Annotated in this window: 23 protein-coding genes and 3 tRNA genes; 19 read left to right on the top strand and 7 right to left on the bottom strand. The window is 53.4% G+C overall.

Translation table 11 applies throughout. From position 1 onward, the window contains the following. Positions 1-263 precede the first annotated feature (263 nt). From msbA to BN1120_RS21155, 19 genes are all read left to right on the top strand, one after another. A complete protein-coding gene (gene msbA / locus BN1120_RS00950) occupies positions 264-2,033 on the top strand; it encodes a lipid A ABC transporter ATP-binding protein/permease MsbA (RefSeq protein ID WP_042014329.1) in 1,770 nt (589 codons plus the stop codon). Next, entirely contained in the window at positions 2,033-3,031 is a 999-nt protein-coding gene (lpxK, locus tag BN1120_RS00945) for a tetraacyldisaccharide 4'-kinase (RefSeq protein ID WP_042014328.1), read from the top strand. Before msbA ends, lpxK begins: the two co-directional genes overlap by 1 nt. Positions 3,032-3,142: 111 nt before the next feature. Beyond that, entirely contained in the window at positions 3,143-3,340 is a 198-nt protein-coding gene (locus BN1120_RS00940; RefSeq protein WP_010675233.1) for a Trm112 family protein, read from the top strand. Continuing rightward, complete coding sequence (gene kdsB / locus BN1120_RS00935) at positions 3,337-4,098, top strand: 3-deoxy-manno-octulosonate cytidylyltransferase (RefSeq protein ID WP_039040278.1); 762 nt, start codon at positions 3,337-3,339, stop codon at positions 4,096-4,098. The genes BN1120_RS00940 and kdsB overlap by 4 nt, the downstream gene beginning before the upstream one ends. Positions 4,099-4,307: 209 nt before the next feature. After that, on the top strand, positions 4,308-4,952 hold the full coding sequence (uvrY, locus tag BN1120_RS00930) for a UvrY/SirA/GacA family response regulator transcription factor (protein WP_010675231.1): 645 nt from the start codon (positions 4,308-4,310) through the stop codon (positions 4,950-4,952). 110 nt (positions 4,953-5,062) lie between these two features. After that, on the top strand, positions 5,063-6,916 hold the full coding sequence (gene uvrC, locus BN1120_RS00925; RefSeq protein ID WP_029314745.1) for an excinuclease ABC subunit UvrC: 1,854 nt from the start codon (positions 5,063-5,065) through the stop codon (positions 6,914-6,916). Positions 6,917-7,129: 213 nt separating this feature from the next. Next, entirely contained in the window at positions 7,130-7,684 is a 555-nt protein-coding gene (gene pgsA, locus BN1120_RS00920; RefSeq protein WP_042014327.1) for a CDP-diacylglycerol--glycerol-3-phosphate 3-phosphatidyltransferase, read from the top strand. A 179-nt stretch (positions 7,685-7,863) separates the two neighbouring features. Then, a tRNA-Gly gene (locus BN1120_RS00915) sits at positions 7,864-7,939 on the top strand. Positions 7,940-7,973: 34 nt separating this feature from the next. Further along, positions 7,974-8,047 (top strand) — tRNA-Cys (locus BN1120_RS00910). A gap of 41 nt (positions 8,048-8,088) precedes the next feature. Beyond that, a tRNA-Leu gene (locus tag BN1120_RS00905) sits at positions 8,089-8,175 on the top strand. 351 nt (positions 8,176-8,526) lie between these two features. Further along, complete coding sequence (locus BN1120_RS00900; RefSeq protein ID WP_042014325.1) at positions 8,527-9,732, top strand: tyrosine-type recombinase/integrase; 1,206 nt, start codon at positions 8,527-8,529, stop codon at positions 9,730-9,732. A gap of 147 nt (positions 9,733-9,879) precedes the next feature. Beyond that, on the top strand, positions 9,880-10,236 hold the full coding sequence (locus BN1120_RS00895) for a hypothetical protein (RefSeq protein WP_042014323.1): 357 nt from the start codon (positions 9,880-9,882) through the stop codon (positions 10,234-10,236). Next, a complete protein-coding gene (locus BN1120_RS00890) occupies positions 10,229-10,531 on the top strand; it encodes a YkvA family protein (protein WP_025201450.1) in 303 nt (100 codons plus the stop codon). Before BN1120_RS00895 ends, BN1120_RS00890 begins: the two co-directional genes overlap by 8 nt. A gap of 122 nt (positions 10,532-10,653) precedes the next feature. Continuing rightward, a complete protein-coding gene (locus BN1120_RS00885; RefSeq protein WP_052455394.1) occupies positions 10,654-11,259 on the top strand; it encodes a hypothetical protein in 606 nt (201 codons plus the stop codon). Positions 11,260-11,320: 61 nt separating this feature from the next. Further along, positions 11,321-11,740 carry a DUF2787 family protein gene (locus BN1120_RS00880; protein WP_042014322.1) on the top strand — a complete coding sequence of 140 codons (420 nt, stop codon included), beginning with the start codon at positions 11,321-11,323 and terminating at the stop codon, positions 11,738-11,740. A 744-nt stretch (positions 11,741-12,484) separates the two neighbouring features. Then, positions 12,485-13,132: an HNH endonuclease gene (locus tag BN1120_RS20510; protein ID WP_080767833.1), complete on the top strand. Its 648-nt coding sequence runs from the start codon at positions 12,485-12,487 to the stop codon at positions 13,130-13,132. Between the two features lie 89 nt (positions 13,133-13,221). After that, complete coding sequence (locus BN1120_RS00870) at positions 13,222-14,211, top strand: DUF4365 domain-containing protein (RefSeq protein WP_042014320.1); 990 nt, start codon at positions 13,222-13,224, stop codon at positions 14,209-14,211. 89 nt (positions 14,212-14,300) lie between these two features. Then, positions 14,301-14,858 carry a hypothetical protein gene (locus BN1120_RS20505; RefSeq protein WP_080767832.1) on the top strand — a complete coding sequence of 186 codons (558 nt, stop codon included), beginning with the start codon at positions 14,301-14,303 and terminating at the stop codon, positions 14,856-14,858. Between the two features lie 116 nt (positions 14,859-14,974). Next, complete coding sequence (locus tag BN1120_RS21155) at positions 14,975-16,147, top strand: HEPN domain-containing protein (RefSeq protein ID WP_145983740.1); 1,173 nt, start codon at positions 14,975-14,977, stop codon at positions 16,145-16,147. Between the two features lie 1,011 nt (positions 16,148-17,158). Here the strand turns inward: BN1120_RS21155 and BN1120_RS00860 are convergent. The 7 genes from BN1120_RS00860 to BN1120_RS20405 all read right to left on the bottom strand — a co-directional run bounded on the left by BN1120_RS00860 (position 17,159) and on the right by BN1120_RS20405 (position 26,691). Further along, complete coding sequence (locus tag BN1120_RS00860) at positions 17,159-20,032, bottom strand: DNA polymerase type-B family protein (protein WP_145983741.1); 2,874 nt, start codon at positions 20,030-20,032, stop codon at positions 17,159-17,161. A gap of 68 nt (positions 20,033-20,100) precedes the next feature. Next, the gene (locus BN1120_RS00855) at positions 20,101-20,553 is read right to left on the bottom strand and encodes a hypothetical protein (RefSeq protein ID WP_145983742.1); all 453 of its coding nucleotides are present in this window, start codon (positions 20,551-20,553) and stop codon (positions 20,101-20,103) included. A gap of 352 nt (positions 20,554-20,905) precedes the next feature. Continuing rightward, positions 20,906-22,069: a site-specific integrase gene (locus BN1120_RS00850; protein ID WP_042014317.1), complete on the bottom strand. Its 1,164-nt coding sequence runs from the start codon at positions 22,067-22,069 to the stop codon at positions 20,906-20,908. An 88-nt stretch (positions 22,070-22,157) separates the two neighbouring features. Beyond that, positions 22,158-23,285, bottom strand: coding sequence for a hypothetical protein (locus tag BN1120_RS21150; protein ID WP_145983743.1), 1,128 nt, complete (start codon positions 23,283-23,285; stop codon positions 22,158-22,160). 432 nt (positions 23,286-23,717) lie between these two features. Next, the gene (locus tag BN1120_RS00840; RefSeq protein WP_042014314.1) at positions 23,718-25,160 is read right to left on the bottom strand and encodes a hypothetical protein; all 1,443 of its coding nucleotides are present in this window, start codon (positions 25,158-25,160) and stop codon (positions 23,718-23,720) included. 160 nt (positions 25,161-25,320) lie between these two features. After that, the gene (locus BN1120_RS00835) at positions 25,321-26,010 is read right to left on the bottom strand and encodes a hypothetical protein (RefSeq protein ID WP_042014313.1); all 690 of its coding nucleotides are present in this window, start codon (positions 26,008-26,010) and stop codon (positions 25,321-25,323) included. A gap of 12 nt (positions 26,011-26,022) precedes the next feature. Then, a complete protein-coding gene (locus tag BN1120_RS20405; RefSeq protein ID WP_052455391.1) occupies positions 26,023-26,691 on the bottom strand; it encodes a TM2 domain-containing protein in 669 nt (222 codons plus the stop codon). Between the last annotated feature and the right edge of the window lie 59 nt (positions 26,692-26,750).

Here is a 26,750-nt window from a genome sequence, read left to right as displayed (position 1 = left end):
GGGGAGGCGGGCGCCATCCTGATCGAGCCGGGGGACGCGGGGCTCAGGATCCGGGCCGAGCGGGAGCAGGGGCCCTGGTACCGGCGTGGCGGCCCCTGGTGGCAGCCGCAGGTATGGGGAAGGGAGTGAGGATCCGGTGAGCCAGCCCGGCAAGGGGCGGCCTTCATTTGTGACCCGGGTTGTAGCCATCGCGCCAGCGGCGCTTGGTGTAGCTCCAAGGTTTGGCTAGAATAGCCCGTCATTTCCCTTATTAACGGCTATTCATGCAACAAGAAACCTCACAAGAGAGCTGGACCGTCTTCAAGCGCCTGCTCGGTTATGTCCGGGATCGCAAGCTGGGTCTGGTGGGCGGCATCATTGGCATGCTGGGTTACGCGGCCGTGGATACCACCTTCGTCTACTCCATCAAACCGCTCATCGATCAGGGGCTCAACGGCAACGACAGCAGCGTGCTCAAGTGGATGCCCTTCTTCGTCCTCGGCATCGTGGCTCTGCGCGGCTGCGCCGCCTTCCTCTCCAACTACTGCATGGCCTGGGTCGGCAACCACGTGGTGATGCGCCTGCAGCAGCAGGTGTTCAGCCACCTGATGGCCATGCCCATGAGCTTCTTCGACCGCCAGAACACCGGCAACCTGCTCTCCAAGGTGACCTATGACGCCGGTCAGGTGTCGTCCGCCGCGAGCTCGACCCTGGTCTCCCTGGTGCGGGAAGGGGCCACCGTCATCGGCCTGCTGGGCCTAATGTTCTGGCACTCCTGGCAGTTGTCGGTGATCTTCCTGGTGGTGGGGCCCCTGGTCGGGATCCTCATCAGCATCATCAGCCGACGTTTTCGCAAGATAAGCCGCCACATCCAGCAGGCGGTGGGTGACATCACCACCTCCACCGAGCAGATGCTCAAGGGGCACAAAGAGGTGCTGATGTTCGGGGGCCAGGAGGTGGAGGACAAGCGCTTCTACCAGGTGAGCAACCGGATGCGCCAGCAGACCATGAAGATGGTCGCCGCCGACGCCATCGGCAGCCCCATCGTCCAGATGGTGGCCTCCGTGGCCCTTGCGGTCTTCCTCTATGTCGCCACCATCGACAGCGTCAAGGCGACCCTGACCGCGGGCACCTTCACCGTCATGGTCACCTCCATGATGATGCTGCTCAAGCCGCTGAAAAGCCTGACCGACGTGAACAACCAGTTCCAGCGCGGCATCACCGCCTGCCAGAGCCTGTTCGGTCTGCTGGACTCCACCCCGGAGCAGGACACCGGCACCCGCACCCTGGAACGTGCCCGAGGTGAAATCGAGTTTCGCAACGTCACCTTCACCTACCCGACCAAGGAGACACCGGCGCTGCGCAACATCAGCTTCAAGGTGGAGGCAGGCAAATCGGTGGCCCTGGTGGGTCGTTCCGGTTCCGGCAAGAGCACCATCGCGAGCCTCCTGACCCGCTTCTATGACATCGAAGAGGGGGAAATTCTGCTGGATGGCGTCAACATCCGCGAATACCGCCTGAGCGAGCTGCGCAAGCAGTACGCCCTGGTCTCCCAGCACGTGCACCTCTTCAACGACTCCGTGGCCAACAACATCGCCTACGCGGCGGAAGAGAAGTACAGCCGCGACGAGATCCAGCAGGCGGCCCGCATCGCCCATGCGGACGACTTCGTCAGCAAGATGCCGGAAGGCTATGACACCGTCATCGGCGAGAACGGCGCCTCCCTCTCCGGCGGCCAGCGCCAGCGCATCGCCATCGCCCGCGCCCTGCTGCGGGACTCCCCGGTGCTGTTGCTGGACGAAGCCACCTCGGCCCTGGACACCGAGTCCGAGCGCCACATCCAGGCGGCCATCGACGAGCTGTGCAAGGCGCGCACTTCCCTCGTGATCGCCCACCGCCTCTCCACCATCGAGAAGGCGGACGAGATCCTGGTGATCGACGAGGGACACATCGTCGAGCGCGGCAACCACCAAACCCTGATGGACATGCATGGTACTTATGCCCAGCTGCGGGCCATTCAGTTTGGTAATACAGCCACGGGTAACAAGGGCTGATGCTGGCCAGACTCTGGTACGGGAACAGCCTCTGGCGCTGGGGGCTGGCCCCCTTCGCCCTGCTGTTTGCCCTGATCAGCGGTGTCCGCCGTCTGGGGTATCGCCGAGGCTGGTTCAGCGCCTATCGGGCCGCCCTGCCGGTGGTGGTGGTGGGCAATCTCTCGGTGGGGGGCAACGGCAAGACCCCGGTGGTGGTCTGGCTGGTAGAACAACTCCAGGCCCGGGGCTGGCGCCCAGGCGTGGTCAGCCGCGGCTATGGCGGCAAGGCGCCCCATTACCCCTATCGACTGGATGAGAGCAGCACCCCGGCCGAGGCCGGGGATGAGCCCGTGCTCATCGCAAGGCGCTGCGGCTGCCCCGTGGCGGTGGCCCCCAGACGGGCCGATGCGGTGCGGTTGCTGGAGCAAAGCGGTGAGGTGGACATCATCGTCACCGACGACGGCCTGCAGCACTATGCCCTGGCCCGTGACATCGAACTGGTGGTGGTGGACGGGGCGCGCCGCTTTGGCAATGGCTGTCTGCTGCCCATGGGGCCGCTGCGCGAGCCCACGACCCGCCTCAAGCGGGTGGACGCCATCATCTGCAACGGCGGTGAACCCGCCCGTGGCGAGTACGCCATGCGCCTGGTGCCGGATACCCTGCGCCGGGTGTGCGACGATGCGCCTCTCACTGCCCCCCTCTCGGGGCCGGTGGATGCCCTGGCAGGCATCGGCCATCCCCCCCGTTTCTTCGCCACCCTGACCGCCCTTGGTTACGAGCTGGTGCAGAGCGTCGGCTACGGGGATCACCAGGCGTTCGACGCCGCCGAGCTGCTGGCCCGCTTCGGCCAGCGCCCCTTGCTGATGACCGAGAAGGATGCGGTCAAGTGCCGCCCCTTTGCCCCGGACAACTGGTGGTATCTGCCGGTCAGCGCCGAGCTGCCCGATGCCCTGGGGGAGGCGCTGCTGCGCACCCTGGGCCCGCAGCCCGGAAGAGGGAACGGGCACCAGGCGCCCTGACGGGCGCCACCGGATTGGAACAGATGGCCAGCGCCCGGACTCGGGGGCTGGCCCTGCACATTGACATGCCAGGCAAGATCGCCTGTGGGAAATCGTTAAAGGAGTTTCGTTGTGGCACTGGATATTAAACTGCTCGACATCATCGCCTGCCCGGTCTGCAAGGGGAAACTGCACTATCAAGCGCACGCCGAGGGCCCTCAGGAGCTCATCTGCCGCTTCGACAGACTGGCCTATCCCCTGGAGGAGGGGATCCCGGTGCTGCTGGAGAACCGGGCCCGTCACCTGGCGCTGGAAGAGCTGAAGCCATGAGTTTCGTCGTCGTCATTCCTGCCCGTTACGCCTCCACCCGGCTGCCGGGCAAGCCGCTGGCCGACATTCACGGCAAGCCCATGGTGCAGCACGTGGTGGAGAAGGCCCTGCAATCGGGCGCCGATCGGGTGATCGTCGCCACCGATGACGAGCGGGTGCAGCAGGCCCTGGCCCCCTTTGCCGCCGCTGCCGGGTTCGAGGTGTGCATGACCTCACCGGATCACCAGTCCGGCACCGAGCGTCTGGCCGAGGTGTGCCGTCACTACGGCTTTGCCGCCGATACCATCATCGTCAACGTGCAGGGGGACGAGCCCCTCATTCCCCCCGTCATCATCCGCCAGGTGGCGGACAACCTGGCCGCGGCCAGCGCGCCCATGGCGACGCTGTCGGTGCCGATCAGGGATGCCGAAGAGGCGTTCAATCCCAATGCCGTCAAGGTGGTGACCGACCGGGAGGGGTATGCCCTCTATTTCAGTCGCGCCAGCATCCCCTGGGATCGGGACCGCTTTGCCCAGAGCCGCGAGCAGATTGGCGATCACTACCAGCGCCACATCGGCATCTACGCCTATCGCGCCGGCTTCATCCAGCGTTACGTGGACTGGGCACCGAGCGTGCTCGAGCAGGTCGAAGCCCTGGAGCAGCTGCGGGTGCTCTGGTACGGGGAGAAGATCCACGTGGCCCAGGCGCTGCAAGCCCCGCCGGTGGGGGTGGACACCCAGGCCGATCTCGACAAGGTGCGAGCACTGCTGGCCGGTTGAGGCTGGCGGAACGGCTTTGATGCAATATGGCGCCCCAGGGCGCCGTTTTTTAATTGATTCTTTGTATAATAATTTGATTTAAAACGGATTTTAAGAGCAATTTCAAACTTTTCCCGCCCATGGTTTGCCAAATCATCGAGTTTGGTTATGATGCAAGACGCCGTGTTAACCCTAACTGGCATATAACGAGATAAAAACGGGGTGTTTGGGTGATTAATGTATTCCTGGTCGATGATCATGAGTTGGTGCGTACAGGGATAAGACGCATTTTGGAAGACGTCCGCGGGATCAAGGTGGTGGGCGAGGCGCAGAGCGGGGAAACCGCGGTGGCCTTCTGTCGGCAACATCACCCCGATGTGATCCTGATGGACATGAATATGCCGGGCATCGGCGGTCTGGAAGCGACCCGCAAGATCCTGCGGATCCGCCCCGATGTACGCATCATAGTGCTGACCATTCATTCAGAAAATCCGTTCCCCACCAAGGTGATGCAGGCGGGCGCCGCCGGGTACCTCACCAAGGGGGCCGCGCCGGACGAGATGATCCACGCCATTCGCCTGGTTCACTCCGGTCAGCGCTACATCTCCCCGGAGATCGCCCAGCAGATGGCCCTGAGCCAGTTCGCCTCCGCCGACGAGAACCCCTTCAAGTCCCTCTCCGAGCGGGAGCTGCAGATCATGATGATGATCACCAAGGGGCAGAAGGTGACCGACATCTCCGAGCAGCTCAACCTGAGCCCGAAGACGGTCAACAGCTACCGCTACCGCCTGTTCAGCAAGCTGGGGATCAACGGCGACGTGGAGCTGACCCATCTGGCCATTCGTTATGGCATGCTGGATGCCGATACCCTGTAACGGGGGCGTGTGGACACCAAAGGCGGCACCGGCCGCCTTTTGCTTTTTTCTGGCTGTGGGCAGTATGCTCTCCCCGTCTTTTTGCATTCATCCGTTGAGTCGAGTTGCCGATGACCCTCTCCCCCGAGCCCCATTTTGACAGCAAGGCATTTCTGAGCGCCGTCACCCACCAGAGCGGTGTCTACCGCATGTACGACAGCGGCGGCACCGTCATCTACGTGGGCAAGGCCAAGGATCTCAAGAAACGGCTCGCCTCCTACTTTCGGGCCAATGTCGACAGCATCAAGACCCGCACCCTGGTGCGCCAGATTGCCGATGTGCAGGTAACGGTCACCCACACCGAGACCGAGGCGCTGATCCTCGAGCACAACCTCATCAAGCAGTACCAGCCCCGCTACAACGTGCTGCTGCGGGATGACAAGTCCTACCCCTGGATCATCATCACCGACCATCGGCACCCGCGCATCGGCGTCCATCGCGGCGCCCGCAAGGTGAAGGGGGAGTATTTCGGCCCTTACCCCTCCGGTGGCGCGGTACGCGAGAGCCTGCACCTGATGCAGAAGATCTTCCCGGTGCGCCAGTGCGAGGATGCGGTCTATGCCAACCGTACCCGCCCCTGCCTGCTCTACCAGCTCAAGCGCTGCGCCGGGCCCTGCGTGGCGGGGCTGGTGAGCGAGGCCGAGTATGCCCAGCAGGTGGCGCTGGCCAAGCTGTTCCTCGCGGGCAAGAACCAGCAGGTGATCGGCGAACTGGTGGGCAAGATGGAGTCCGCCAGCGGCGATCTGCGCTTCGAGGAGGCGGCCCGCTACCGGGATCAGATCCAGGCCCTGCGCCGGGTCACCGAGCAGCAGTCGGTGAGCGGCAACGTGCTGGACGAGCTCGACGTGGTGGGGGTGGCCTTCGAGCAGGGGACCGCCTGCATCCACGTGCTCTTCATCCGCCAGGGCAAGGTGCTGGGATCGCGCAGCTACTTCCCGAAAGTGCCGGCCGATACCCCGCTTGACGAGGTGGTGCAATCCTTCCTGCTGCAGTTCTATCTGTCGGGGCAGGGGGGACGGCAGATCCCGAGCGAGGTGCTGCTGGACGTGGCGCTGGAGGATGAGAGCGTCATCGCCGACACCCTGAGCCAGACCGCCGGCTACAAGGTGCGGGTGGTGAGCCGGACGCGCAGCGAACGGGCCCGCTTCATCAAGCTTGCCTCCATCAACGCCCAGACTGCGCTGCGCTCGCGCCTCGCCCACAAGAGCACCATCACCGCCCGTTACGATCAGCTGGAGGAGCTGCTGGAGCTCGAGACCCCCATCGCCCGCATGGAGTGTTTCGATATCTCCCACACCATGGGGGAGCGCACCGTGGCCTCCTGCGTGGTGTTCAACCGGGAGGGGCCGCTCTCCTCGGAATACCGCCGCTTCAACATCGACGGTATCACCGGCGGGGATGACTACGCCGCCATGGAGCAGGCGCTGGAGCGCCGCTTTGGCAAGCAGCAGGAGCCGGACAAGGTGCCGGATGTGCTGTTTATCGACGGCGGTCTCGGCCAGTTGCGCCGCGCGGAGGAGATCCTGGCGCGCCAGTTGGAGTTTCTCGGCGGCAAATACCCGCTGCTGGTGGGCATCGCCAAGGGGGTGACCCGCAAGGCGGGGTTGGAAACCCTGATCCTGGGGGACAGCCACGAAGAGCTGCACCTGCCGGCAGACATGCCCGCTTTGCACCTCATCCAGCACATTCGCGATGAATCCCACCGCTTTGCCATCACGGGCCACCGGGCCAGGCGGGCAAAGGCCCGCACCACCAGTACCCTGGAAGAGATTCCCGGGGTGGGGCCGAAACGGCGGCAGGCGCTGCTCAAATACCTGGGGGGTTTGCAGGAGGTGAAAAAAGCCGGGGTGGACGAGCTCGCCAAGGTGCCCGGCATCAGCCAGGAGCTGGCCCAGTCCATCCACGACGCATTGCACTCGCTCTAGCGCTGCCTTTGGTGTGAAGGAGGTCACGCCAGGGGGCATCAGGGCGTGCCGCCTGCGCACAAGAGCCGTGACGCAGGGGGCTCCCAAATGCCATAATGACCGGCATCCTGAGGTTATTGATGGATTAATGGACCAAGGCGGGCGCCAGTTCGGTTGCATCCGCGATCGGCTTGGGGCTACCATGTAGCGGCATACAAGAAGTGGCTGAAAATAATGACAAATATTCCTAACCTGCTGACGTTCTTTCGGATTTTGCTCATCCCCGTCTTCGTCATCCTGTTTTACCTTCCCTATCAGTGGTCCTACATGGCGGCGGCCATCGTCTTCATCCTGGCGGCCGCAACCGACTGGTTTGACGGCTATCTTGCCCGCAAGCTGAACCAGTCCACCGCCTTTGGCGCCTTCCTCGATCCGGTGGCCGACAAGATCATGGTGGCGGCGGCCCTGGTGGTCATCGTCGAGCACTACAACACCGTCTGGGTCACCATCCCCGCCATGACCATGATTGGCCGGGAGATCATCATCTCCGCCCTGCGTGAATGGATGGCCGAGCTTGGCAAGCGCTCCTCGGTGGCGGTCAGCTGGATTGGCAAATGGAAGACCATGATCCAGATGGTGTCGCTCACCGGCCTCATCTGGCAATACGACATATGGATGGTGTGGCTCGCCTATGTGCTGCTCTACGTGGCCACCGTGCTCACCTTCTGGTCCATGTTCCAGTACATGAAGGCTGCCTGGAGCGATCTCAGCTACCACTCCCGGTTCTAGTCCCGACGGGAAGATGGCCGTTTCTCTGCCACTGGCGCCGAGAAACGGCCATGAGCGCCAAAAGTGTGGGAAAAGGGTAAAAAACACCCGAACGATCAGCGTATTAAATGTTTTTGGTTGACTGGGCGGGGAACATCGCTAGAATGCGTTCTCACAGTCAGGCAGTCAGCCAGACCGATGCGGGAATAGCTCAGTTGGTAGAGCACGACCTTGCCAAGGTCGGGGTCGCGAGTTCGAGTCTCGTTTCCCGCTCCAAATTCAGACAATAGAGAGTTCCTCTCTTTTGCATGGCGCGTTAGCAAAGCGGTTATGCAGCGGATTGCAAATCCGTTTAGTCCGGTTCGACTCCGGAACGTGCCTCCATATTGACAAGCCCGCCACGCGAGCTTGATACCGATTGCGGTGCCCGAGTGGTGAAATCGGTAGACACAAGGGATTTAAAATCCCTCGACGTTCGCGTCGTGCCGGTTCGATTCCGGCCTCGGGCACCATTAAAATTGAAGAAAAAAGCCTTACAGATTAAACAGATACGACGCTTCATTGCGTCGTTTTTGTTTCTGCTCCCCAGCGTTTCCCCTCTCTCACTTTTCTTTTCTTGTCCATTTCTTGTCTAAGCGACTTACTACTTCCTGCAATTCGTTGCGAACAACCTGCTCAGTCTTCCAACATAGCCAAGGACGTTTGGTAGGCTACTGCTCCGGACTTTTCCGGGGTCTGTTTCTGGTGCTGAAGCAAGTGCCGCTCACCGTTACTCCTTCCTCTTCACCACCTCCTAAACCCGCATTGAATCCTCTTTGAAACAGATATTAATCCCATGATCTAACCCATCATCGGAGGTATCTATGCAGACCAAATTTCGCTTTACCAATGCAGCCATCAAGGCTTTGCCCGCACAACAACGAGACGCAGGCGCTACTGAACTGGAGTTCTCCGATACAGAGGTCATTGGCTTAAAACTCTTGTCAGGAAAAAGCCAGGGCAGTAAGCGTTTCCTACTGCGCTATACCCTCCAGGGCAAGAAGCGCAGCATCGCTTTGGGACGATTCGGCGATATCGATGTGAGCCAAGCCAGGACCATTGCCCGCAAGTACAAGGCGATGCTGGCAGAAGGCATCGACCCGGTAGCAGAGCGGGATAGCTACAAAACTGAGCCCACCCTTTCGGAGTTCTTCTGGCAGACCTTTTTGCCGCACCTCAAGACCATCGGTAAACGATCGATCAACAGCGACATTCAGCGGTTTAAACACAACATCGAACCACGCTTTGGGGCCATGCGTTACCGACAGCTCAAGGCGATGGATGTCCTGCAGTTGCAATCGGAGATGGTTCACCCTAACAACCCTCAGCAGACGGCCTACGCGCCGAGTACCGCCAACAGGGTATTGGCCCAGTTAAAGACCATGGGCAGCTATGCGGTGCGCTGGGGCATTCTGGACACCAACGAGGCGGCCAAGATCAAGCTGTTGAAGGAGGACAATGCCAGGACGCGTTTCCTATCGATTGAAGAGATGAAACGGGTCATTGAGGTGGCATTGCAGGATCGCAATCAAGCCGCAGGCAGCTTCATCGCGATGCTCTACCTGACGGGGGCGAGAAAGTCAGAGGTGTTACTCGCTAAATGGGAACATGTGAACTGGGAGGATAAGACGCTGTTCGTACCCCTGACCAAGAATGGCAAGAGCCGGATCATTTACCTGAGCACATTGGCTATCGATATTCTGGAGAAGCTCCCCAGAATAGCCGGTAATCCCTATGTATTCGCGAGCCAGCATATTCGATGTCAGGGCAAGCCCATCGGTGAACCCAGATGTGCCTATGAACGGGTGTTGCAGAAAGCCGGTATCGAAGACCGCGATGAGGTCTGCTTCCATACAGCTCGCCATTCGGTCGCCAGTGCCTTGGTCTCTTCCGGGCAATACAGCCTGTATGACGTCAAGGCACAACTAGCCCACGCCAGCATTCAATCCTCCCAGCGGTATGCAAAGCTGACCTCTGAGCGCAGTCGCAATATCAGCGAAGGTCTCTCGTCTATGATCCAGGCGGAGTGACCGAAAAGGTATTGTTTATAAACAGATATTAATAACCAGACAGCGCTGTCACATCGGCTGTTGGTCCACATGTCACAGTTCCCAGGCCCTTAAGTTCATCTGTGCTTAAGGGCCTTTTAGTTGGAGAGAAACACGATGAAAACTTGTATGGAATGGCCGGAGGAGACATTGCTCGCGGCCTACCCGGACATTTACTCACTGGTCATGGAGCAAATTATCGAGCCTTTTTCATCAGTAGAGGAGGCGAGGGCATTCTGGGACACGACCGGTTGTAGTCTGGTCATTATCGAGATGACGGACTCGGTGAATGAGTTCCAGGCCATGCCACAGCATACCCAGAATCAGGTGATGTTCGGTTTGCGTTACCCGGAGCAAGAATTCGCCATATCCGAAGACTGGCGCCTGCTGCTGGCCATTCTCAACGATGAGGGGGCGGGAATTTACCTGCTGATCCACTCAAATGCACCGCTGCTTCCCACCCTGGAGGTGATGCACCATGAGTAATCCCAGCCATAGCGACATCATGCGCAAGTTAAAAGAGATCAAGGGGATTAAGGAGCTGCTGGAGAAGGCCGTGCTCTTGTATGTCCTGCTCACGGATGGCGATCTGCCGGTCTGGTGCTATGCGCTCATCATCGGTGCGCTGGCTTATCTGGTAAACCCGTTCGACGTGGTACCAGACCCCATTCCATTTGCCGGTTATCTGGATGACTTATCAGTCATCACCTCGGCATTAGCCGCATTACCGGTTAAGTCACATCACCGTCAATCTGCCAAGGATCGGATGAGATCACTGTGACAGTGATGGAGTCGGTCCTATCGCGCTATCGCGTTTTCTATGACCCTTTATCTATGACCCATCTACCGATGAACTGGAGATCGCAATCTCCGGTTATCTAACGACGTTGTAAGGAAACTATCATGGCAAGACCCCGTAAACACCGCGTTGAAGAGACCCCTAAACCCGCCAGCACCACGCCAGCCGACGAGAGCCCTCTCACATCTGGAGCAAGCGGCTGCGCCGAGCCTCTCTCGCCAGCCCTTGCGGCTGACGCCGACAAGGCCAGGCCTGGACCCGGCGACACCGCAGACTCCGTGCCCGGCGGTCCTGCCCCCATACACACCTTGCTCAACCATACCGCCGAGAAACTCAGTGCCCGATCAGAAGGGCTGATTTTCTATGCCATCGGTCGTCATGAAGAGAGTGGCGAGCTGTTCCTGAAAATTACAGGCAATCAGGGTGGGGGTCTGCATAGCAAGGAGTGGATTGCGCTGTCGGCGATTGACGATGTGTTGCGCTCCTTGCCCGCAGACAAGCCGTTTAAATCCAGCGTCATGAAGCGACTGTTTAATGGTGGCAGCGCCAATAACGCCGGATTCTTATCAGCCATTCTGCGTTCGGATGGTCTGAAGTTGATCCAGAAGGGAGACGGCAATCCGATGCTGCACGAACTGGTGCCTGATTACCTTGAGCGCTTGGGTTCGCTAACCAATGAGCTCTGTACCGTAACTTCTACCATCGAATAACCCCTGCATAGTGCTCACCTGCCCAAGGGTGAGCCCCCCAAACAACCAATCTGAGGTGATTATGACGATCCCATTTGCGGGCGATTTTGCCCTGCCTGTCAGTCAGGCATTGATGAGTATTCTGGATCAGGAACTGGTTAGATCTGGAATGGTGCTGAAGGGAAAATCCAGTCTGGTCTTCAACTTCCGAGACCCGGATTACGGCCCGGTTCGTGGTGGGTTCCATCCGGTAGAAATACGGCTGCTAAAGCGTAAAGACCAGTGGCAGTTCGATTACGTGACGGACTTTAGCTATCAGGGGCCGGAGGATATGGCGGAGTTGGTCAAAGAGATCGACTTCAACTTTTTGAGCGAAGAATACTACCTGCTCCGTTACGGCCAGATGGGACCAGCGTCGGCCAGGGAGCTCTATACGATGTGGGAGTCGAACTTCGTCAGTTACTATCAGATGGGCGTGTTTACCGTCTCAGTGGCTGCGTAACCGTTGCACCGGACAGGAGAGGAACAGGAACCAGCAGCGGTTTGGTTCTGGCAGTGGTGCTGCTGTGTTCACCTTTCCATGCAGGGCAAGGAGCCATGTACTAACCCAACTTGAAAGCGGTCAACGGCTCAGTAGGTTAGTCCATCCTTCGACTGTTACGGGGGTTCATCTACCTCACCAGAACAACAAAACAAGTATCCCCAGCCCGAGGCTGGGAGGCTTGTTTTTTTGTCATCAGCGAGGAGGGAGAAAACGCAGATAGGTGTGTATCCCCAATGGACGTATTACACCTCACCTGAATTTAATGAATTATCAGTAGGTTATGTACACAGTGTCTGGCGCAACAAGCACGTTTTGCGCAAAGCGAATCAAGTGTCGTCGAGTAATCGCTCATTCTGTGATGATGGCAAATGTTAAATGTGTCAATCTGCTGGTATGGTAGGATTCTTACGCATCACTTTTCTGATTTGTGTACGTAGGTTTGGCGGCGTATCCATGGCTGACCAACTGATTTTTTATACAGTAGTAATGATAGCGCAAAAAATATGCAGTCAAATGACTACATTAGCTGCCAAAGGTTACTGGTAATATTATGATTTAATTAATTTTTTACTTTGCGATGATGAGAATGGGGCGGAGTTATATGGAAGGCTCTGTCAACGGATTAGTGTCCGTCTTCCATTTAATCACTATTGGGCACCACAATCACTCTCTCTTCATTTTCCCCAGGAGTAATTGACGCAAATGGAATTTGGCAACCCTTTGATGGCTAGCGCCGTTGATGCCATCACCAGAGAATTCGGTACACCGTCTCGTGAAACAGTAAAGGTCATCGCCTGGAACGTAAGGCCCGACATGGGGGTCGTGCTCCAGATTGACCAGCCCAACCGTGTGCAAGGTGCCTTCATTTGGGTGCCATATCCGCCTGATGGTCAGCCTGTCCCGGAAATTGCTCTTGAATACCCAGGCGAAGCCGGGCGCCATAGCAATACATATCCTTCTCCCGGTTTGGGGCGCGGCTTCCCTGCACTCAAATTGGCGGTAAAAACCGAGTCCGAGTTGGAAGACACTATTTCCTTCATCAAGGCGTTCCGCGACTCTATGCCTCTGCCCGAGGTCAAATCGCAGCCTACCGAGCCACAAGCGCCCGTCTCTGTCGATGTCTCGCGTATGCCTACAGTGAAAAATCCGCTGGCCCGCCGTGAGGCGATTCCTCGCGCTGTTCAGCGCGAGGTGTGGCAGCGCGATGGTGGGCGCTGCGTAGAGTGCGGCACACGAGAGAGGCTCTGCTTCGACCACATAGTTCCGTTTTCCCGTGGTGGCAGTAATACCGTTCGCAATCTTCAACTGCTTTGCGAGCGGTGCAATCTCTCAAAGGGCAACCGCATTTGAACGTGGTGCCCAACCCATAATTCCATCGGACTTTGCGCATAAAGCCGCGCAAGGCTGATGAACTTAGGCGTTAGGCAATCAAGGAAAATATGAGCTTTCCAAAATACAATCAGACTAACTCTCAAGAAAGGTTAGGAGTAAATGCTGTAGCTGAAGCTATGGCAAAAATTGGCCAGATTTGGCGTGAAACCCCAATGGCTGATGTTGGAATTGATGGTCAGATCGAATATGTTAGTCCTGAAGGATTCGCAACGGGAAGGATGATTGCTGTTCAAATAAAGTCAGGCCCATCTTTTTTTAAAGAAAGCAAAAGAGATTGGGTATTCCACCCAGAGGAGAAACACCGATTTTATTGGGAAAGATACCCGTTGCCGGTACTCATAATTATTCACAATCCAGATGACAATTTAAGTTACTGGCAAGATGCCCGTCAGGTATTAAGGCTTGCCAAGCCATCAGATGCAAAGGGAATTAGTATACCCAAGTCAAATGTCCTACAAACTACCAGCGCTCAAACTCTCTTTGAAGGTTTTGCGGTGTTAGATCAAGAGTTTATGGCAGTCGAAGAAGTTTTGGATTATTTGATTAAGACTAAAAGCAGCAATGCATCATTTCCTGTTTCTTATCTAAACCTATTCTGCGCAGGCTTAACTAATATATGCCAGTCTTTATATTTTGGTATGGATGTAGCGATGACTGTAGCAGAAGTTGAGTTGCATAATCAAAACTCACCATTTGGAGTCGGCGTGGGTGATTCTGAGCATGATTTTCTATTTGATTATATCAAGTTCATTGTGCACCAGCGTATAGCCGATGTTGATTTCTCGGATTGCATGATTGATTGGTACGACCGAAAAATACAACCTTCATTCATGGCGCCGCTGACCTCAAGAGGGAAAGAGTTAGTTCAACTCATTCATAATTTAGAAGGTAAGTTGAAGTCTGAAGGTAAAATAGAAGGCACGGAGTCCTTGCATGCAGCTCAAGAGGCTTTTGTGCGGCTCTTATTTAACCTAAGCGAGATACAAAGAATTGAACTTACAAATAAAATTCAGAGTGAGTATTTAAAAAATATCTAACAAACGCATGTTGCCGGACTTGTTTTTCGCTCCGATCCAAATCAGCCGCAAATGCGGGCGTTAAATTATACTAGAAATATCGAGGTTAAATGGACGCTCTTACTTTTATATCGGAACTAATCAAATCGGCGGCGTGGCCAGTTACTGTTATTGTCCTCGTTGTTCTGCTCCGAAAACCAATCGTTGAACTTACACCTTTGCTACGGAAGTTGAAATACAAGGAACTTGAGCTTGAGTTTGCTCAAGAAGTGTCTGAACTAAAAGCTGAAGTAGAGGCAATAGCAAAGGAAAAAGGGGAAGTGGCTCCATCTATCGCTTCTACACCCTCTAACCTTCTAAATATAGTTACCTTTTCAACTCGTGCGGCAATTATGGAGGCTTGGCTAGAAGTTGAGTCTGCAAGTGTAGCTGTAGCGAGTTCATTCTGGGGGCGATCTCCAGATGAAGCATTCAAAAACATGCCAAGACTTGGAGAATACCTGCTCCAGTGTAAAGTAATTGATGAAAAGCAGCTCTCTGTTTTTAATAAGTTGAGACAACTAAGAAATAAAGCTGCTCATGCACAAGAGCTTGATCTTAGCGAAAGCGACGCGCGGTCTTATGTTCAGCTTGCTTCTGATCTTGCAAAACACATTAGAGAGGCATAGTGCAGGTGCAATTTAACAAGCTGCTCAAATTCGCTTCTGCCACAAAAAGTGTGACCTCCTCCAGTCTAGCTAACGCTCGCCGTTTAGCGGAACATTATACAAACTAAGTCATATATATGAAATACAAAATAAACACTAATGACAAGGCAACGTCAGACATATTTTTGAGATGTCTCTGGGGTCAACTGCGAGAGGAATTTGATAACTTTGGATGGAATTACTGGGGCACAATAGAAAACAATGTTGTCGATCTTGGACTGCTTTGTCTAGGCTTGGAGACTCCAGTTCACATATCTTACAATTACAAGAAAAAAGGTACGATTGACTATATATTCATAGAGTTAGATTCCCTAAAAAACTCAAGCGAGATAGAAAAGATAATATCGCAATGTATATCCAAAGCTAGAATGGGAATTAAGTTAATTAAAACTGGGTGCTTTAGCGTACCAGTATCCTCATATTATGAAATTGACAGTTTTTCAGGTTCCTTTTTTAAAATAGTCAAATCCGAATCAGGTTCACATTTGGCTATTTCAGTTGAATACTTTGACAGTGTCGATTTGAAACAAGAATTTGCTATAAGGTCATCCGATCTTATAAAGTTTTTATCTTTAGCATTCATGGTTCCAATTTATCATGGCAAATCTAAGCAAGATGAAATTAAACGTAGAACACTTTGCTCCAGTGATGAGCTAAATATTATTGATGGATTCATGGGTAAATGCGAGCCACACTCTCATGTGTACAATAAGGTATTAGAGGCAGTTACCCTTTATAATAATGCACTCAAAATTATATACATAAACAAGTCTACGAAGGTTGCTGAAATTGTAGAGTCTGGCCCGGGTGACTTTGAACTTTATATTCCAGAAAATCATAATAAAATACTCGAACTTCATCAACAAGTATCAATAGATACTGAAATTGCTATTGTATCTTTAATCAGTTCAGTGGAAGTTGTTGCAACGTTAGATAAACACGAAAGTAAAGCTTGCGCATCATGCGGACAACAAGTCTACAAAATATCGAAACGAGTCATGGATTTTTCTAAAAAATTCGGTGATGAAGTAATTTCAAAAAATATTAAGCAGGCTTATGCCATTCGTTCTCAAATTGTCCATGTGGGAATTTTACTAGAAAGAAATGAGACCTATCAAGGGGTTACAAATCCTAGGATTGATTTTTCCCAAGCAGGCAGTTTGTTGAAGCATACAAACTCATTACCTGAAATTCTATTGGATGATATCAGGACTGTGTTATTTAATTTTATTAAAAGTCAGATTGGATAGCTTTAGGTTAAGTCTAAAATTGTATAACGAGAAGCTCAATTATATTCCGCAAAGTCAGCATTTTTTGCAAGGGAAAATATGCTGACTTTGCCTCACAGCTTATCTTGATCGCTATCTTCAGTTTACGGAGAATGTTGGATAGCTTTCCTTCTCCCGCTCGGAGCATGTTTAGTACCCGCCGGCTCAGCCTAGTATCTTGGCTGTATCTCCCGGTAAACCGGGCAGGCGTCCTCCTTCATGGTGATATCCAGTACTCAATGCAGCTGGATTTCGATGCCCCAATGACTGCATAACGCATTGGCAAATTGTTCTTCGGTTAGCTCTGCCGAACTGATGTAGTAACGGCACTATAGCCATTCATGCCCCGTGCTATCACACCGATAGCCGATAGCCGATAGCCGATAGCCGATAGCCGATAGCCGATAGGTGGACAAGCCTTTCCTGGCTGGGAACTGCTCGACTATCGCGCCCGCTGGCATGACACTGAGTTAGGTCAGGGGCTCCTGAACCAGAGACTCTACTTTTACCGGTTCTGGATGAATGGCCAGTACCTTTATAAAGATCCGTCGAGCGGCCATTCGCCCTGCTTCAGGCTTGCAACACCGTGTTTCGGCCTGCTTTTCCACATGGCGTAACGACCTCAGATAGATCATAACTTTACCCGCCTCGTGAAGCGGTATCCCAAGCTGATAGGCAACATCGTAAAGATCGAAGAACTTACCATGCTGCAGCCCCCATCTAGCAACCTTCAAGGCTGGCCATCTCCATTTGCTATACATGAAATCCTACTTCGCTGGTTCATATGAGATTCAAGATAGTCGACACACCCGGCCCAGTGACGATTCATGCTAACGGGTCACACTGTCAGGCTATCGGTCGTCTAAATCGACTCTGGTGCTTCTTCTGGTGCGCTTCGGCATCATCACATTGCTAGTAAAAAGAGAAGGGGAAGCAACATAATGGTTGCCTCCCCAATCGCCTTATTACACCAACCAGATATCGCTATATCAATCAGTCGGTTATCACTTCATGACTCGGCGCATCCTGCGTGATTTGCGCTATCTCGGTCTTGGGGTTGTTCAACCGGCCTTGGAGCAGTGGCATGTCCTCCGGCTTGAACAGCACCCCCAGCTCTAACCCTGGGCACTCTTGCAGGATCACCCGCACCAGGCGGACGGTGCGCGTCGTCACCGGTACACACTGCCCGACCAACTTGGCGCGTTTAGCGGATTTGCAGTCATCCACGCTGGTTGGGCAGCCATTGATCGTCAGCCATTCGGCCAGCTCATCGTACCCCATCGTTTTCGTCATACCGAAGGCGGACTGGGTATAAGCACGCAGGAAAACCCGCTTGAGGATGCCGAGCGAACCCTCATCCGTCATACGCATTGGCAATCCTTTTATCGACGCCTTGCAGGCGAAGTAATCCTCCCATCTCTCCCAGTCATTGAGGGTCTTCAGGCAGTTCGTCTGCCGCCAGTTGTCGAATACCACACGTTGCGCCATAGCGGCAGCTACCGTCGGCCAGGGGCGTGTATCAAAACAAATATGCTCGGTGCCCAGCACGTGCTGCATTGATGGCAGTATGGGTTGCCGCTTAAAGTCGAACTCAAGATTCAGGGTCTTTGACCTGCTCACGGAGACGAGATCGCGTTCATTGATCCACATTTCAGCCGTAGATATTAAATGGTCACTCTCGACTTTTTGACCGGGGGTACGATTCAGATAAAGGTCAAGCATGTACGCCTGATGCTGGTCCTTAGAGCAGGGGGGCTTAACCCCAGCCTTGGCCAGGATCTGAGGCTGACCCTCAACGCCTTCGGCTGTGAGCTGACCACGAGTCTTCATCGCGATGACCTGTTTAACCTGGTGTTTTTGCTCCAGCATCCGAAAGCCAGGGCCATCCAGTCGTTCACCCAACGCTTGAAACCTGCTGCATATCGGGCCAGTCAGCACAAGTTCGTCATATGTCGCGTCGGTGAGGAAGCCATCCGTGGTGACACTCACCACTGTCCTGTGGGTGGGGATAGAGGCGAGGATTTCTCCTAGTACAGCGCGGATCAGACCGGTTGTATGCGCGGCAAAAAATGCGTTGGTGATGGCTGAGCGCTCAATGGGCTTGCTCAATCCACTGGATGTATCGAAGGCTGACTTGCCCCTCAGACCTTGAGCCAGCTTGCCATAGAGAGAGTTACCGATTTCTTTCCAAAGCAGCTCTTCGAAGGATTTCTTCACATACGATTGGCGTTTTTCCCGAACCTGCGAGACAAAAGGCTCAAACAGGCGCAGTGGCGTATCTGCCCAAGGGATGATGACACCCTGATATATCTCAATCTGGCAACCCATACGGAGTGCGACCTTGATCTCTGGTGCGGTACAGAAAGATTCACCAGTGAGGGGAAACAACAGACCAATTTCAGTACGCACCGGTAGGCTGGGGTAACGTGTCCCGTCTGGAAATCTATATTTAACGCGAGCAAGACCAAAGACATGGCCACAGAAGTCGGCTGTGTTGGTGGTCATTCGCCCTCGCTCATAATCAAGGGGAAAAAGGTCAACGAGCCCTGTGGTATAGGCTCCGCTGAGGTCAAAATCGTTGAAGAGCGATAGTGGGGTCGGGCCACCCCAAAAGCATTCATTCCGTCCACCGTGGTAGCAATCGATGGCAAAACCCTCGAATAGCTTTGCTTCAGGTGCCATTTCCCGAGCCTTCTTGGTCACAGGTCTGGATGCATTTTTGCTCCATCCAGTTTGCACCACCTCATGGGTTCCAAATAGCAGGTCCCGGTCTTGACCTGTTTCGCGCAGATGTTTCAGGAACACCGATGTGGCACAGCTGCCAATCGTCTTTGGCAGGGATGAAAGCCCCAGTGTCTTAGCGAATGCATGGAGTTGTAGGCCATATTTGACTGCAATTTCGGCATCGCGCAGGGCATAAGCTTCAAAGGCTGCTTTGTTGCTGGCAAGTAGTTCATCCATGCGATCAATAGAGTGACCCGCAGGGAGAGACAATTTGGGTAAGCCAATGAGTTCACCAACGGCTGCAAGGCCCGCACCACCAGGGGTGTGTAACATAGTATCGACAAAGGTGATCAAGGTTCTTTGTGCTTTACGCTGTTTGTCTCGCAAAATCAGCGGGGCCGGTTTTGCTTGACGGTGCAAGACGTTCTCAAGATCGATGCCATAGGCATTGTTTATTGACGCCACTGTTCGGCGAATGCCGTTAACCTGAGTTTTGAACCGCCAGAAGTCGCCAAACGAGGCAAGGTCTGCCCGCAGGAAATGGGCATACACAAAGACGTGCTTGGGCCATTCTGTGATTAGCCCCTTCGCTTTACATTCAATAATGATGTGGCTGATAAATCGTTCAAAGCTCAGTCGGTCAGATTTCTTCGAAGAGACGGGATAAATGATGTCTGCGTGCTCCCCCTTTTCAGTTTTGGCAAAGAACTGGTAGGAGAGAATGTCGTTGTGCATTGTCTTGGGGTTGTATACGTATTCGCTGTCTATGCCTATATGGATCCCCGCACCTTTTGCGGGAACCACTGTCTCCCCAGGTTTGAGATAATGCTGGGTGCGTAACCGCAGTGCCTTGTTGGTTGAATTCTCCTGTGCTGACAACAGGTAGCCGGGGATTTGCGTGTCGTCAGCAGTCGAGGGCCCGTCTGCGGTAACCAGTTTGCCGTTGTTGAGTAAGGGGGACTCACAGATAGAAGCGAGAACAGCATCCAACGGTGATGCTGCCGTAGCAAACAAGTCGATTGTCGCATCAGTAGATAGGGGCGTATTGCTGGTATCGGCAGGCTTGGTGATGACTTTGCCTTCACGCATGACATGGTCATAATCCATGTCGTACAGACCGAGGGGGATAGCCAAATTGCTCATTTTTTCTGGCCTCAGAAATTGGAAAAGGGCCCTCAGGCCCTTTTGTTACAGTTGATTGGCTAGATGTCTTAGAGCAGCCGGGCTGTGATGGTGTCTAAGCAAGCGCTGCGTTCTTCTTCGGTCTTGAACACAAGCCAATGGGGTTGTACCTGCGGAGATTCATTGAACAGGCCGATGAGCAACGTCTCGTTCTTATCGATGGAAACCACACGATCAACCCATTCAATGTCGACGAAGCCGTTGGCGAGCACGAGCAGGTTGCTTTTGGTTTGGCGCTGAACTTGTTTACACAGTTGGGTCATCTCAGCCAGAGCTTCTTCTTCCGTATCAAACTTCACCCCTGCAGCCGCCTGCTGTGGGTTATTTCGTTGCCAGAGACTGAGGTAGTAGGTGCCATCGTCACCTTGTGACGGCAGTACCAGGCCCCGTGTAAGGGCGCTGAGTTTCAACAAGTTGGTGCCACAACGCACGAACGAAGAAGTTTTGTTGGTTTGAGCTTGGGTAGTGCTTTGCATTGCCATAATGTTTACCTTCTTATCAGTTAGTAAGCCGAGAAAGTCGTTCATTTTCCCAGCGGATGACTTCCTGGATGGGGAAGCGGGTCTGCCGACCGATGGTTACAAACGGGGGTAACGTCTCAGGGGCGAGGACCATCTGCTTGTCCACAAAACTTTTGCTTACACGCCACCGTTGAGCTAGTTCACTTCGGGTAAGCATTTTCTTTACTTCGTCCATCGTTACCTCTCGTTTGTGCTGTTCGTTCGACTGGATTGCAGTATTCAGAAGTTGAATCCCCGAAGCATTGACAACACATGCATTGCGGAATTTTGCGTGTTTTGGTTACGAATGGGTCTTAATGGTGTTCCGCGCAACTCAACTGCAACACGCTGTGGGCAGGGGTATGTCTTCAGAGAGCCATTGCTGTTGAGTAGCATTGATATGAGGGAGTAAGTGGGTCGTGGTGCGTTGCTGATATCGCATCGCCATCTGTAGTGATGAGTGGTTCAGGGCCTGCGCAACCATGGCAATGTCACCCGTCTGTAGCATTAGTTCCGTGGCAAAGGTTCGGCGGAGGTCATGAATGCAAAGGTCACTGATCCCTGCTATAGCACAAATCCGCTGAAAGGCATGCCGTGGGTAACTCATGTACCCTGAAGACGATTGGGAGGAGGGGAAAAGGAACCTCTGCTTGTTGACCAGTCGTTGCTGTGTTTCGATGAGCCTGATGGCATGAGACGTCAGGGCCACTTGGTGAGGTAATCCATTCTTGGTCGTAGGCAGGATCAGGTAAGCCTCATCGAGGTGCAAGTGGGTTTGTTCTATGGAGCACACCTCCCCAATTCGCATCCCTGTGTAGAGAGACAGCAATAGCGACCGACTTGCTTCCGAGTTTTGGACATAACATGCCTCGATAAAACGAGACCGTTCATCAAGGCTCAGGATCCGCTTGCGTTCATTATTTTCTTTGAGTTGCCGTAACCCATTCATCGGTGAGACAGAGAGGTATCCGTGCTCCACGGCCAAGGTCAGCATCCTCGACAGGGCAGACAAGATCTTGTTCACGGTGGCGGGCTTGAGGTGTTCAGCAAGTCGTCTTTGGAAGGCCACAATGGTTTGGCGATCCAGTGTTTTTAGACGACGGCTTCCAAACTCTGGCAGGATGTGTTTTCTGACCTTGGACAGCTCTGACTGCGTATTGCGCTTATGCAGCTGCATATCGTCGAGGTAGGCGGTTTCAAAGATCTCTTGGAGGGTTTTGTTTTGTCCCAAGGGATACGTATTGCGGGCAAGTTTATGGAGCCTCGCATGCACCTCGTCCCTGGCCTCTTGGATGGAGAGCTGCGGATAGGTGCCAATGGTCTCGAAGACCCGTTTGTAACGATGGGTTGTGTCGAAGACGAAAGACGTAGATAGAGCGTACCGGTACACGTATAGCTGCCTTACGTCAGCATCACGATATACCTGCTGCTTGCCATTCGCTGGCGGTGGTAAGGTCTCAAGTGCTCGTTTTGTCAGTTTCAGATTAGTAATGGACATAGATCCTCCTTCAGAAAAAGGAGGATGCTAGGCTATCGGGGATGGTTACATCATTGACATCACATGCATTCAGGAAATGCCATTTTTGTTAAGTAGCATTCTCATTATTTTTCGGCTCAGACAGGAGTGGTCCATTTTTTCCGATAATCTTATTAAGATTACGCCGCATCACTCTATTTTCATGCCGGGTTTTAAGGTTGTCGAGTTTCGGCCTAGAAGAGAGGTCGATTGGTGTGGCACCTTCATAAACAAAAACATCATCACAAATGCTTATCAAAACAAGCAATAGGTTGTTTATAGTGTATGTAAAGGGCTTCCCTGGCGTACTGTATAGTGCGGAGACGTGTTCCCAATTTCTTTCCAAATAATATATGACTAATTTGATGTATAGGTTTCTTGTGATAGTTCGAACGGCACTGTTGGGTTTTTTTGTTCCTTGGAATCGCTCGTTCCTCATGTTTGAAATTGCATATGCATCAGGGGATTTAATCCGCGACCTGTGGTCTTCAAGTTCCCCAACGTCGGCGATTTTTGTCAGAACCTGGAAAGCTGCGATGCTAAAAACCGTTCCTATAAACCCGGCTTTATCAATTGCGTAGGCAGTGGAAGTGTTTACATCTATCTTAGCTAGCACACGAATCGCATGCTCAATAAACAGTCCTCGAGCAAAGTGCGCTTTTATTTTCATTCTCTTTGTTTTATCACTTTTAATTTTAATATATGAGGGAATGTCTACTCTATCTAAGAATGATATCAGCAGGGTGGAAAGGTTTGTTGCGTATTCGGTGAGTTCATTATGCTCAGGATAATAATAGGCATCCGTTGTTGATTTATAAACTTGGTCGCACTTTTCAAACTCATCTAATAGTGCAACATACAAGCGTTTAGTTTCTCCAGTTAAACTTTCTCTTACGTCAGTCTTTCCAAAAAGGCTTAAGAAAAAAGAAATTAAATTTTCGAGAGTTTTTGCCTGCACATTAGTCTTTTTAACACTTTCGGCATGAAGGTAGTGCAGGTATTTACTAAGTAGCTCTAAGTTGTAGTATTGTTCTAGACGAGAAGTTTTACTCGCAGAGTAAATATATATGGACTGCTTCTTTAACGTAACTTTATCGCCAGTGACGTCAAATACGAGATCAGGGGAATAAACAGGGTGATTTTCAAGAACATATGCGATATCTGGGTCGTTATCATCAATTAGATATTTGTGCTGCATAAAAAGTCCTAAGGTGAGAATAACCGCTTCTAATAGTATTTTTCCTGATTATCCATGATCCTCAACTCGCTGCAAGAGCTGGTATAGCATTGAAGAGCAAGCAACTACGGTGGGTTGCCATGACGTTGTTTCCTAAATCATCCCTCAGGTCATCGCCTCCCCAGCTCCTGCCCTGGACCAGTACACTATGTATCCCCAATGGCGCTGTTACACCTATTACTTCTTCGTCGATCAATCATATGGTTACGTGCAGGCTGCAATGCGCATGTCACGCGTGTTGCGCAGGATGATGGATTTTCATATGGGTGATTGAAGCTGGATCAGGAGATGCGGCTCGGCCATTAGTCAGGATCGTTCCGTTTTAGCTAAGCTGTGCAAAAAAAGAGGCCAGTGCCGCCCTGACCTCTGTGTTTTCTGCTCTATGGTGCCGGATTACTGACAGGCTCCCCAGTTTATGCCGTCCGTGCCACATTCCAGGCTATGAGTACCGTCCGCATAGGTTGTCTGCTTCTTGTAGAGGCCGTCGCTGTCGTAACTGGTTCTGATGGTATTGCCATTTTCACTGGCCGTCATGCTCTTGACCCAGCTAGCCGCATCAGTATCTTGGGATAGTTCGTCATACTGATAGGGGAGGGCTTCGAGAGCCGCAGTGAGCTCACCCATATTCAGGGTGGATAGCTGCCCTTCCAGACCGACCCAGTCGTTCAGGAAGCTGAATGCGCCCACCTGTCGGTTATAGATGAACTGGGTGACGTAACTCAGATCGTTGGCGTCATAGCTGATGGTGGCGTAACGGTGGGTGATCGCTGCCGCCATATCGTCAGGAGCACAGTCGTTGAAGTTCTCTGCCGATGCTTCGGCCAGATTCACCAGTGTGTACGTCTTGGCGTTTGAGCGGACCGAGAGGGTTTCCTTGATGTCACAGCTATAGGGGGTGTTGTCCCCATGGCGCGACTCAAAGTCGTAGCGGGTTGAGTAGGTGTAGTTATTGCCTGTCACTTGGCGCTCTTCACCATAGATGATGGTCTTGATGATTTGCGCAAAATCATCGCTCACCTTCACCAGCTCGGTGCTGCTTTGAGCCCCCCGGTGCAACAGGATTTCACGATACCAAGCATCTGGATAGGCATTGTTGTGATCGCGACTATCCCCCTTGTGGTAATCGACATAGACAAAGGTGGCGTCCGGGTTTTCCCGTTTCAAGGCTTCTGTCTCGGTGAAGGATTGCTGCAAGCCGCGCACGATCTCCTGGGCCAGCGTGCCAGTCTCGCTATCACCGCTGGCGATGAAGTCCGCATACAGCTTCTGCTCGGAGATGTTGTAGTGACTGACAACACGGCTGACGGCCTGTTTCATCGAGGCGATTAACTGTTCCTGCTTTTGCCGGTTCGCCATGACAGTCTGGCAAGTCGTTTGTGATTGGGCTGCCAGCTCACTTTCTACACTGCTCCAGAGAACCGTGGTCAGCGGTGTTACATGGTAGACATCATCTTTGGTAATGGGGGCAAAGGTGGGAGGAAGGACCATCTGATAGGCTTCTGTCACCGGGCCAAGATCCTGGTCCACGGCATCCACCGGCACATCGACCACCAAGGGCGCGTATTGAGCGCAGGTTTGCAGGTCTACCGGCAGCTCTAACCTATAATCACCGGCATCATTGGTGGTTGTCTTGGGTTCACCATCATCCCACTGACGGTTGAAATTGAGATCGAGATAGACGGTCGCGCCTTGAATGTATCCATCAATCGCCTTGCCTGACATCGCCAAGGAGGCACTCGGTGGGGTTGGACTATCCGTGTTTCCACCGTCGCTACCACCACCGCCACAGCCTGACAAAGTAGCCATCAACATCATGGCCAAGGGGGTTTTCTTCATTGTTAGTTTCCCGTTTATTATTGGTATGCGATAACGCCCAGAGCATGGTCCGTTATCATCGTGATAATTTTATCTCGGTGTACGGCTATAAAATGTTGATTAGCTTCTGATTTATGAGTTTCTATTCACCGTGCTTGTCGTTGTTTTTGGGTTCAGTGCATCAAGGTGCAGACAGTTCTGTCTCGCACACGATGACTTCGCACTCTGATGGATCGGGGAAGTCTCCGCCTTCATCGGTGATATATATCTTGTCGGCATGAACGCGGTAGTTACCCGCCGGGGTCAGCAGTGGGTTTTCATACATGCCCTGATAATCGACAGAGACAGAGGTCGCACCATGGGATCTCAATGTGACGCGTCCGTTGGGGGCGATAGTGATGGATTGTTGAATCCCATTTTCACCTCCGAAGTTGAAGTACCGGGTTCCCGTGAACGGCAGCGCCACGGCTTGTTGCTGTGGATCCCCGGTATGGTCAGAGCCTCTGGCGCTCTGGCACATTTTCTCCAGCAGCAGATCCAGCATCCCCTCTGGCTGGGGTCGCCCGTTAATCTCCAGCGCCTCCACAGAAAAACCATCATCTTGTATCCAGACCTGCACCATGGCCCGTGCGGGCTGACTGGTATAGGTGATGGTGCCGCTGACATTCACCAATTTCCGACCATCAGCCGCTTTCCCGCCGGTCCACTCGGGATCTTCGAAGAAGCTGTTGACCATCTTCTCGACGGAGATGTTCGGGCACATCTCCAGCTCGCTTTCCTTGAGGGTTGCCACATCCAGCAGGCTGAGCAAACCGGCCTGAGCTCCCGTCGAGCAGAGCATCAGAAAGCCGACTGCAGTTTTCATGTTCATACAAGGCACTCCTCACCACACCCATGAAAACGCGGATATGGGGCGGTAGTTATAGCGACGGTCAAACTCCTCCTGTGTCAGGCACAGAACACGGATGAACTCGATCACGGACAAGACCAGGGGAAGGCCGGTGGTGCAGAGCGCGAGGTAAATAAGCCCCCAGCCCCAGTTTCCGGTGTAGAACTTATGCAGACCAATGCCGCCGCCCAAGAATGCGAACACAGCGGTGAGCCCCTTGCGTTTGCCACGGTGCGCAACGGTGTTTGCACCGTTTAGCGGTGCCTGTGGGGGAGTGGTCGTGGCAGAGGGGGGCGGGGAGACGGTTGCCCCCTCTTTAATCGGCCATGCTGCGATATCGATAGGCTTCAGCAGCTCATCCGTTATGGCTCGGGCTTTCTTCTTGGCGGCGCCGAAGGTATCGATGGCATCGACAAACGAGCCATTGAGCGTGAGCTGGATGGTCTCATCGCCTTGGGAGGCAAAATTCACGGTGATGCGCATACCGAATGGGTTAAAACCATATTTCCATGCGGCTTCGATCCTGCCTTGGGTGCGCTCGATGGTTTTTAACGTGCCGCCCTGGGCTTGCAAATGGGCGGCGACATGATCGAAGAGTGGTTCATAGGAACTGGTGGAGCAAAGAGTGTTGTCGGACACTTTTTGCAGGCTGATGGTGTTCATGCATTACTCCTTGGATATCGACTGCGGGATGGTTGACGACAATGTGAAACAGCGGCGAC

The organism is Aeromonas caviae (genome assembly GCF_000819785.1).
Classification (GTDB): domain Bacteria; phylum Pseudomonadota; class Gammaproteobacteria; order Enterobacterales; family Aeromonadaceae; genus Aeromonas; species Aeromonas caviae.
Note: the sequence above shows the minus strand (reverse complement) of the source record. Positions and strands in the feature narration are given on the sequence as shown.

Excerpts from the sequence above, each read along its gene's own strand:
- msbA (WP_042014329.1), top strand. The coding sequence starts at position 264 with ATGCAACAAGAAACCTCACAAGAGAGCTGGACCGTCTTCAAGCGCCTG.
- lpxK (WP_042014328.1), top strand. The coding sequence starts at position 2,033 with ATGCTGGCCAGACTCTGGTACGGGAACAGCCTCTGGCGCTGGGGGCTG.
- kdsB (WP_039040278.1), top strand. The coding sequence starts at position 3,337 with ATGAGTTTCGTCGTCGTCATTCCTGCCCGTTACGCCTCCACCCGGCTG.
- uvrC (WP_029314745.1), top strand. The coding sequence starts at position 5,063 with ATGACCCTCTCCCCCGAGCCCCATTTTGACAGCAAGGCATTTCTGAGC.
- pgsA (WP_042014327.1), top strand. The coding sequence starts at position 7,130 with ATGACAAATATTCCTAACCTGCTGACGTTCTTTCGGATTTTGCTCATC.
- BN1120_RS00900 (WP_042014325.1), top strand. The coding sequence starts at position 8,527 with ATGCAGACCAAATTTCGCTTTACCAATGCAGCCATCAAGGCTTTGCCC.
- BN1120_RS00895 (WP_042014323.1), top strand. The coding sequence starts at position 9,880 with ATGGAATGGCCGGAGGAGACATTGCTCGCGGCCTACCCGGACATTTAC.
- BN1120_RS00890 (WP_025201450.1), top strand. The coding sequence starts at position 10,229 with ATGAGTAATCCCAGCCATAGCGACATCATGCGCAAGTTAAAAGAGATC.
- BN1120_RS00885 (WP_052455394.1), top strand. The coding sequence starts at position 10,654 with ATGGCAAGACCCCGTAAACACCGCGTTGAAGAGACCCCTAAACCCGCC.
- BN1120_RS00880 (WP_042014322.1), top strand. The coding sequence starts at position 11,321 with ATGACGATCCCATTTGCGGGCGATTTTGCCCTGCCTGTCAGTCAGGCA.
- BN1120_RS20510 (WP_080767833.1), top strand. The coding sequence starts at position 12,485 with ATGGAATTTGGCAACCCTTTGATGGCTAGCGCCGTTGATGCCATCACC.
- BN1120_RS00870 (WP_042014320.1), top strand. The coding sequence starts at position 13,222 with ATGAGCTTTCCAAAATACAATCAGACTAACTCTCAAGAAAGGTTAGGA.
- BN1120_RS20505 (WP_080767832.1), top strand. The coding sequence starts at position 14,301 with ATGGACGCTCTTACTTTTATATCGGAACTAATCAAATCGGCGGCGTGG.
- BN1120_RS21155 (WP_145983740.1), top strand. The coding sequence starts at position 14,975 with ATGAAATACAAAATAAACACTAATGACAAGGCAACGTCAGACATATTT.
- BN1120_RS00860 (WP_145983741.1), bottom strand. The coding sequence starts at position 20,032 with ATGAGCAATTTGGCTATCCCCCTCGGTCTGTACGACATGGATTATGAC.
- BN1120_RS00855 (WP_145983742.1), bottom strand. The coding sequence starts at position 20,553 with ATGGCAATGCAAAGCACTACCCAAGCTCAAACCAACAAAACTTCTTCG.
- BN1120_RS00850 (WP_042014317.1), bottom strand. The coding sequence starts at position 22,069 with ATGTCCATTACTAATCTGAAACTGACAAAACGAGCACTTGAGACCTTA.
- BN1120_RS21150 (WP_145983743.1), bottom strand. The coding sequence starts at position 23,285 with ATGCAGCACAAATATCTAATTGATGATAACGACCCAGATATCGCATAT.
- BN1120_RS00840 (WP_042014314.1), bottom strand. The coding sequence starts at position 25,160 with ATGAAGAAAACCCCCTTGGCCATGATGTTGATGGCTACTTTGTCAGGC.
- BN1120_RS00835 (WP_042014313.1), bottom strand. The coding sequence starts at position 26,010 with ATGAACATGAAAACTGCAGTCGGCTTTCTGATGCTCTGCTCGACGGGA.
- BN1120_RS20405 (WP_052455391.1), bottom strand. The coding sequence starts at position 26,691 with ATGAACACCATCAGCCTGCAAAAAGTGTCCGACAACACTCTTTGCTCC.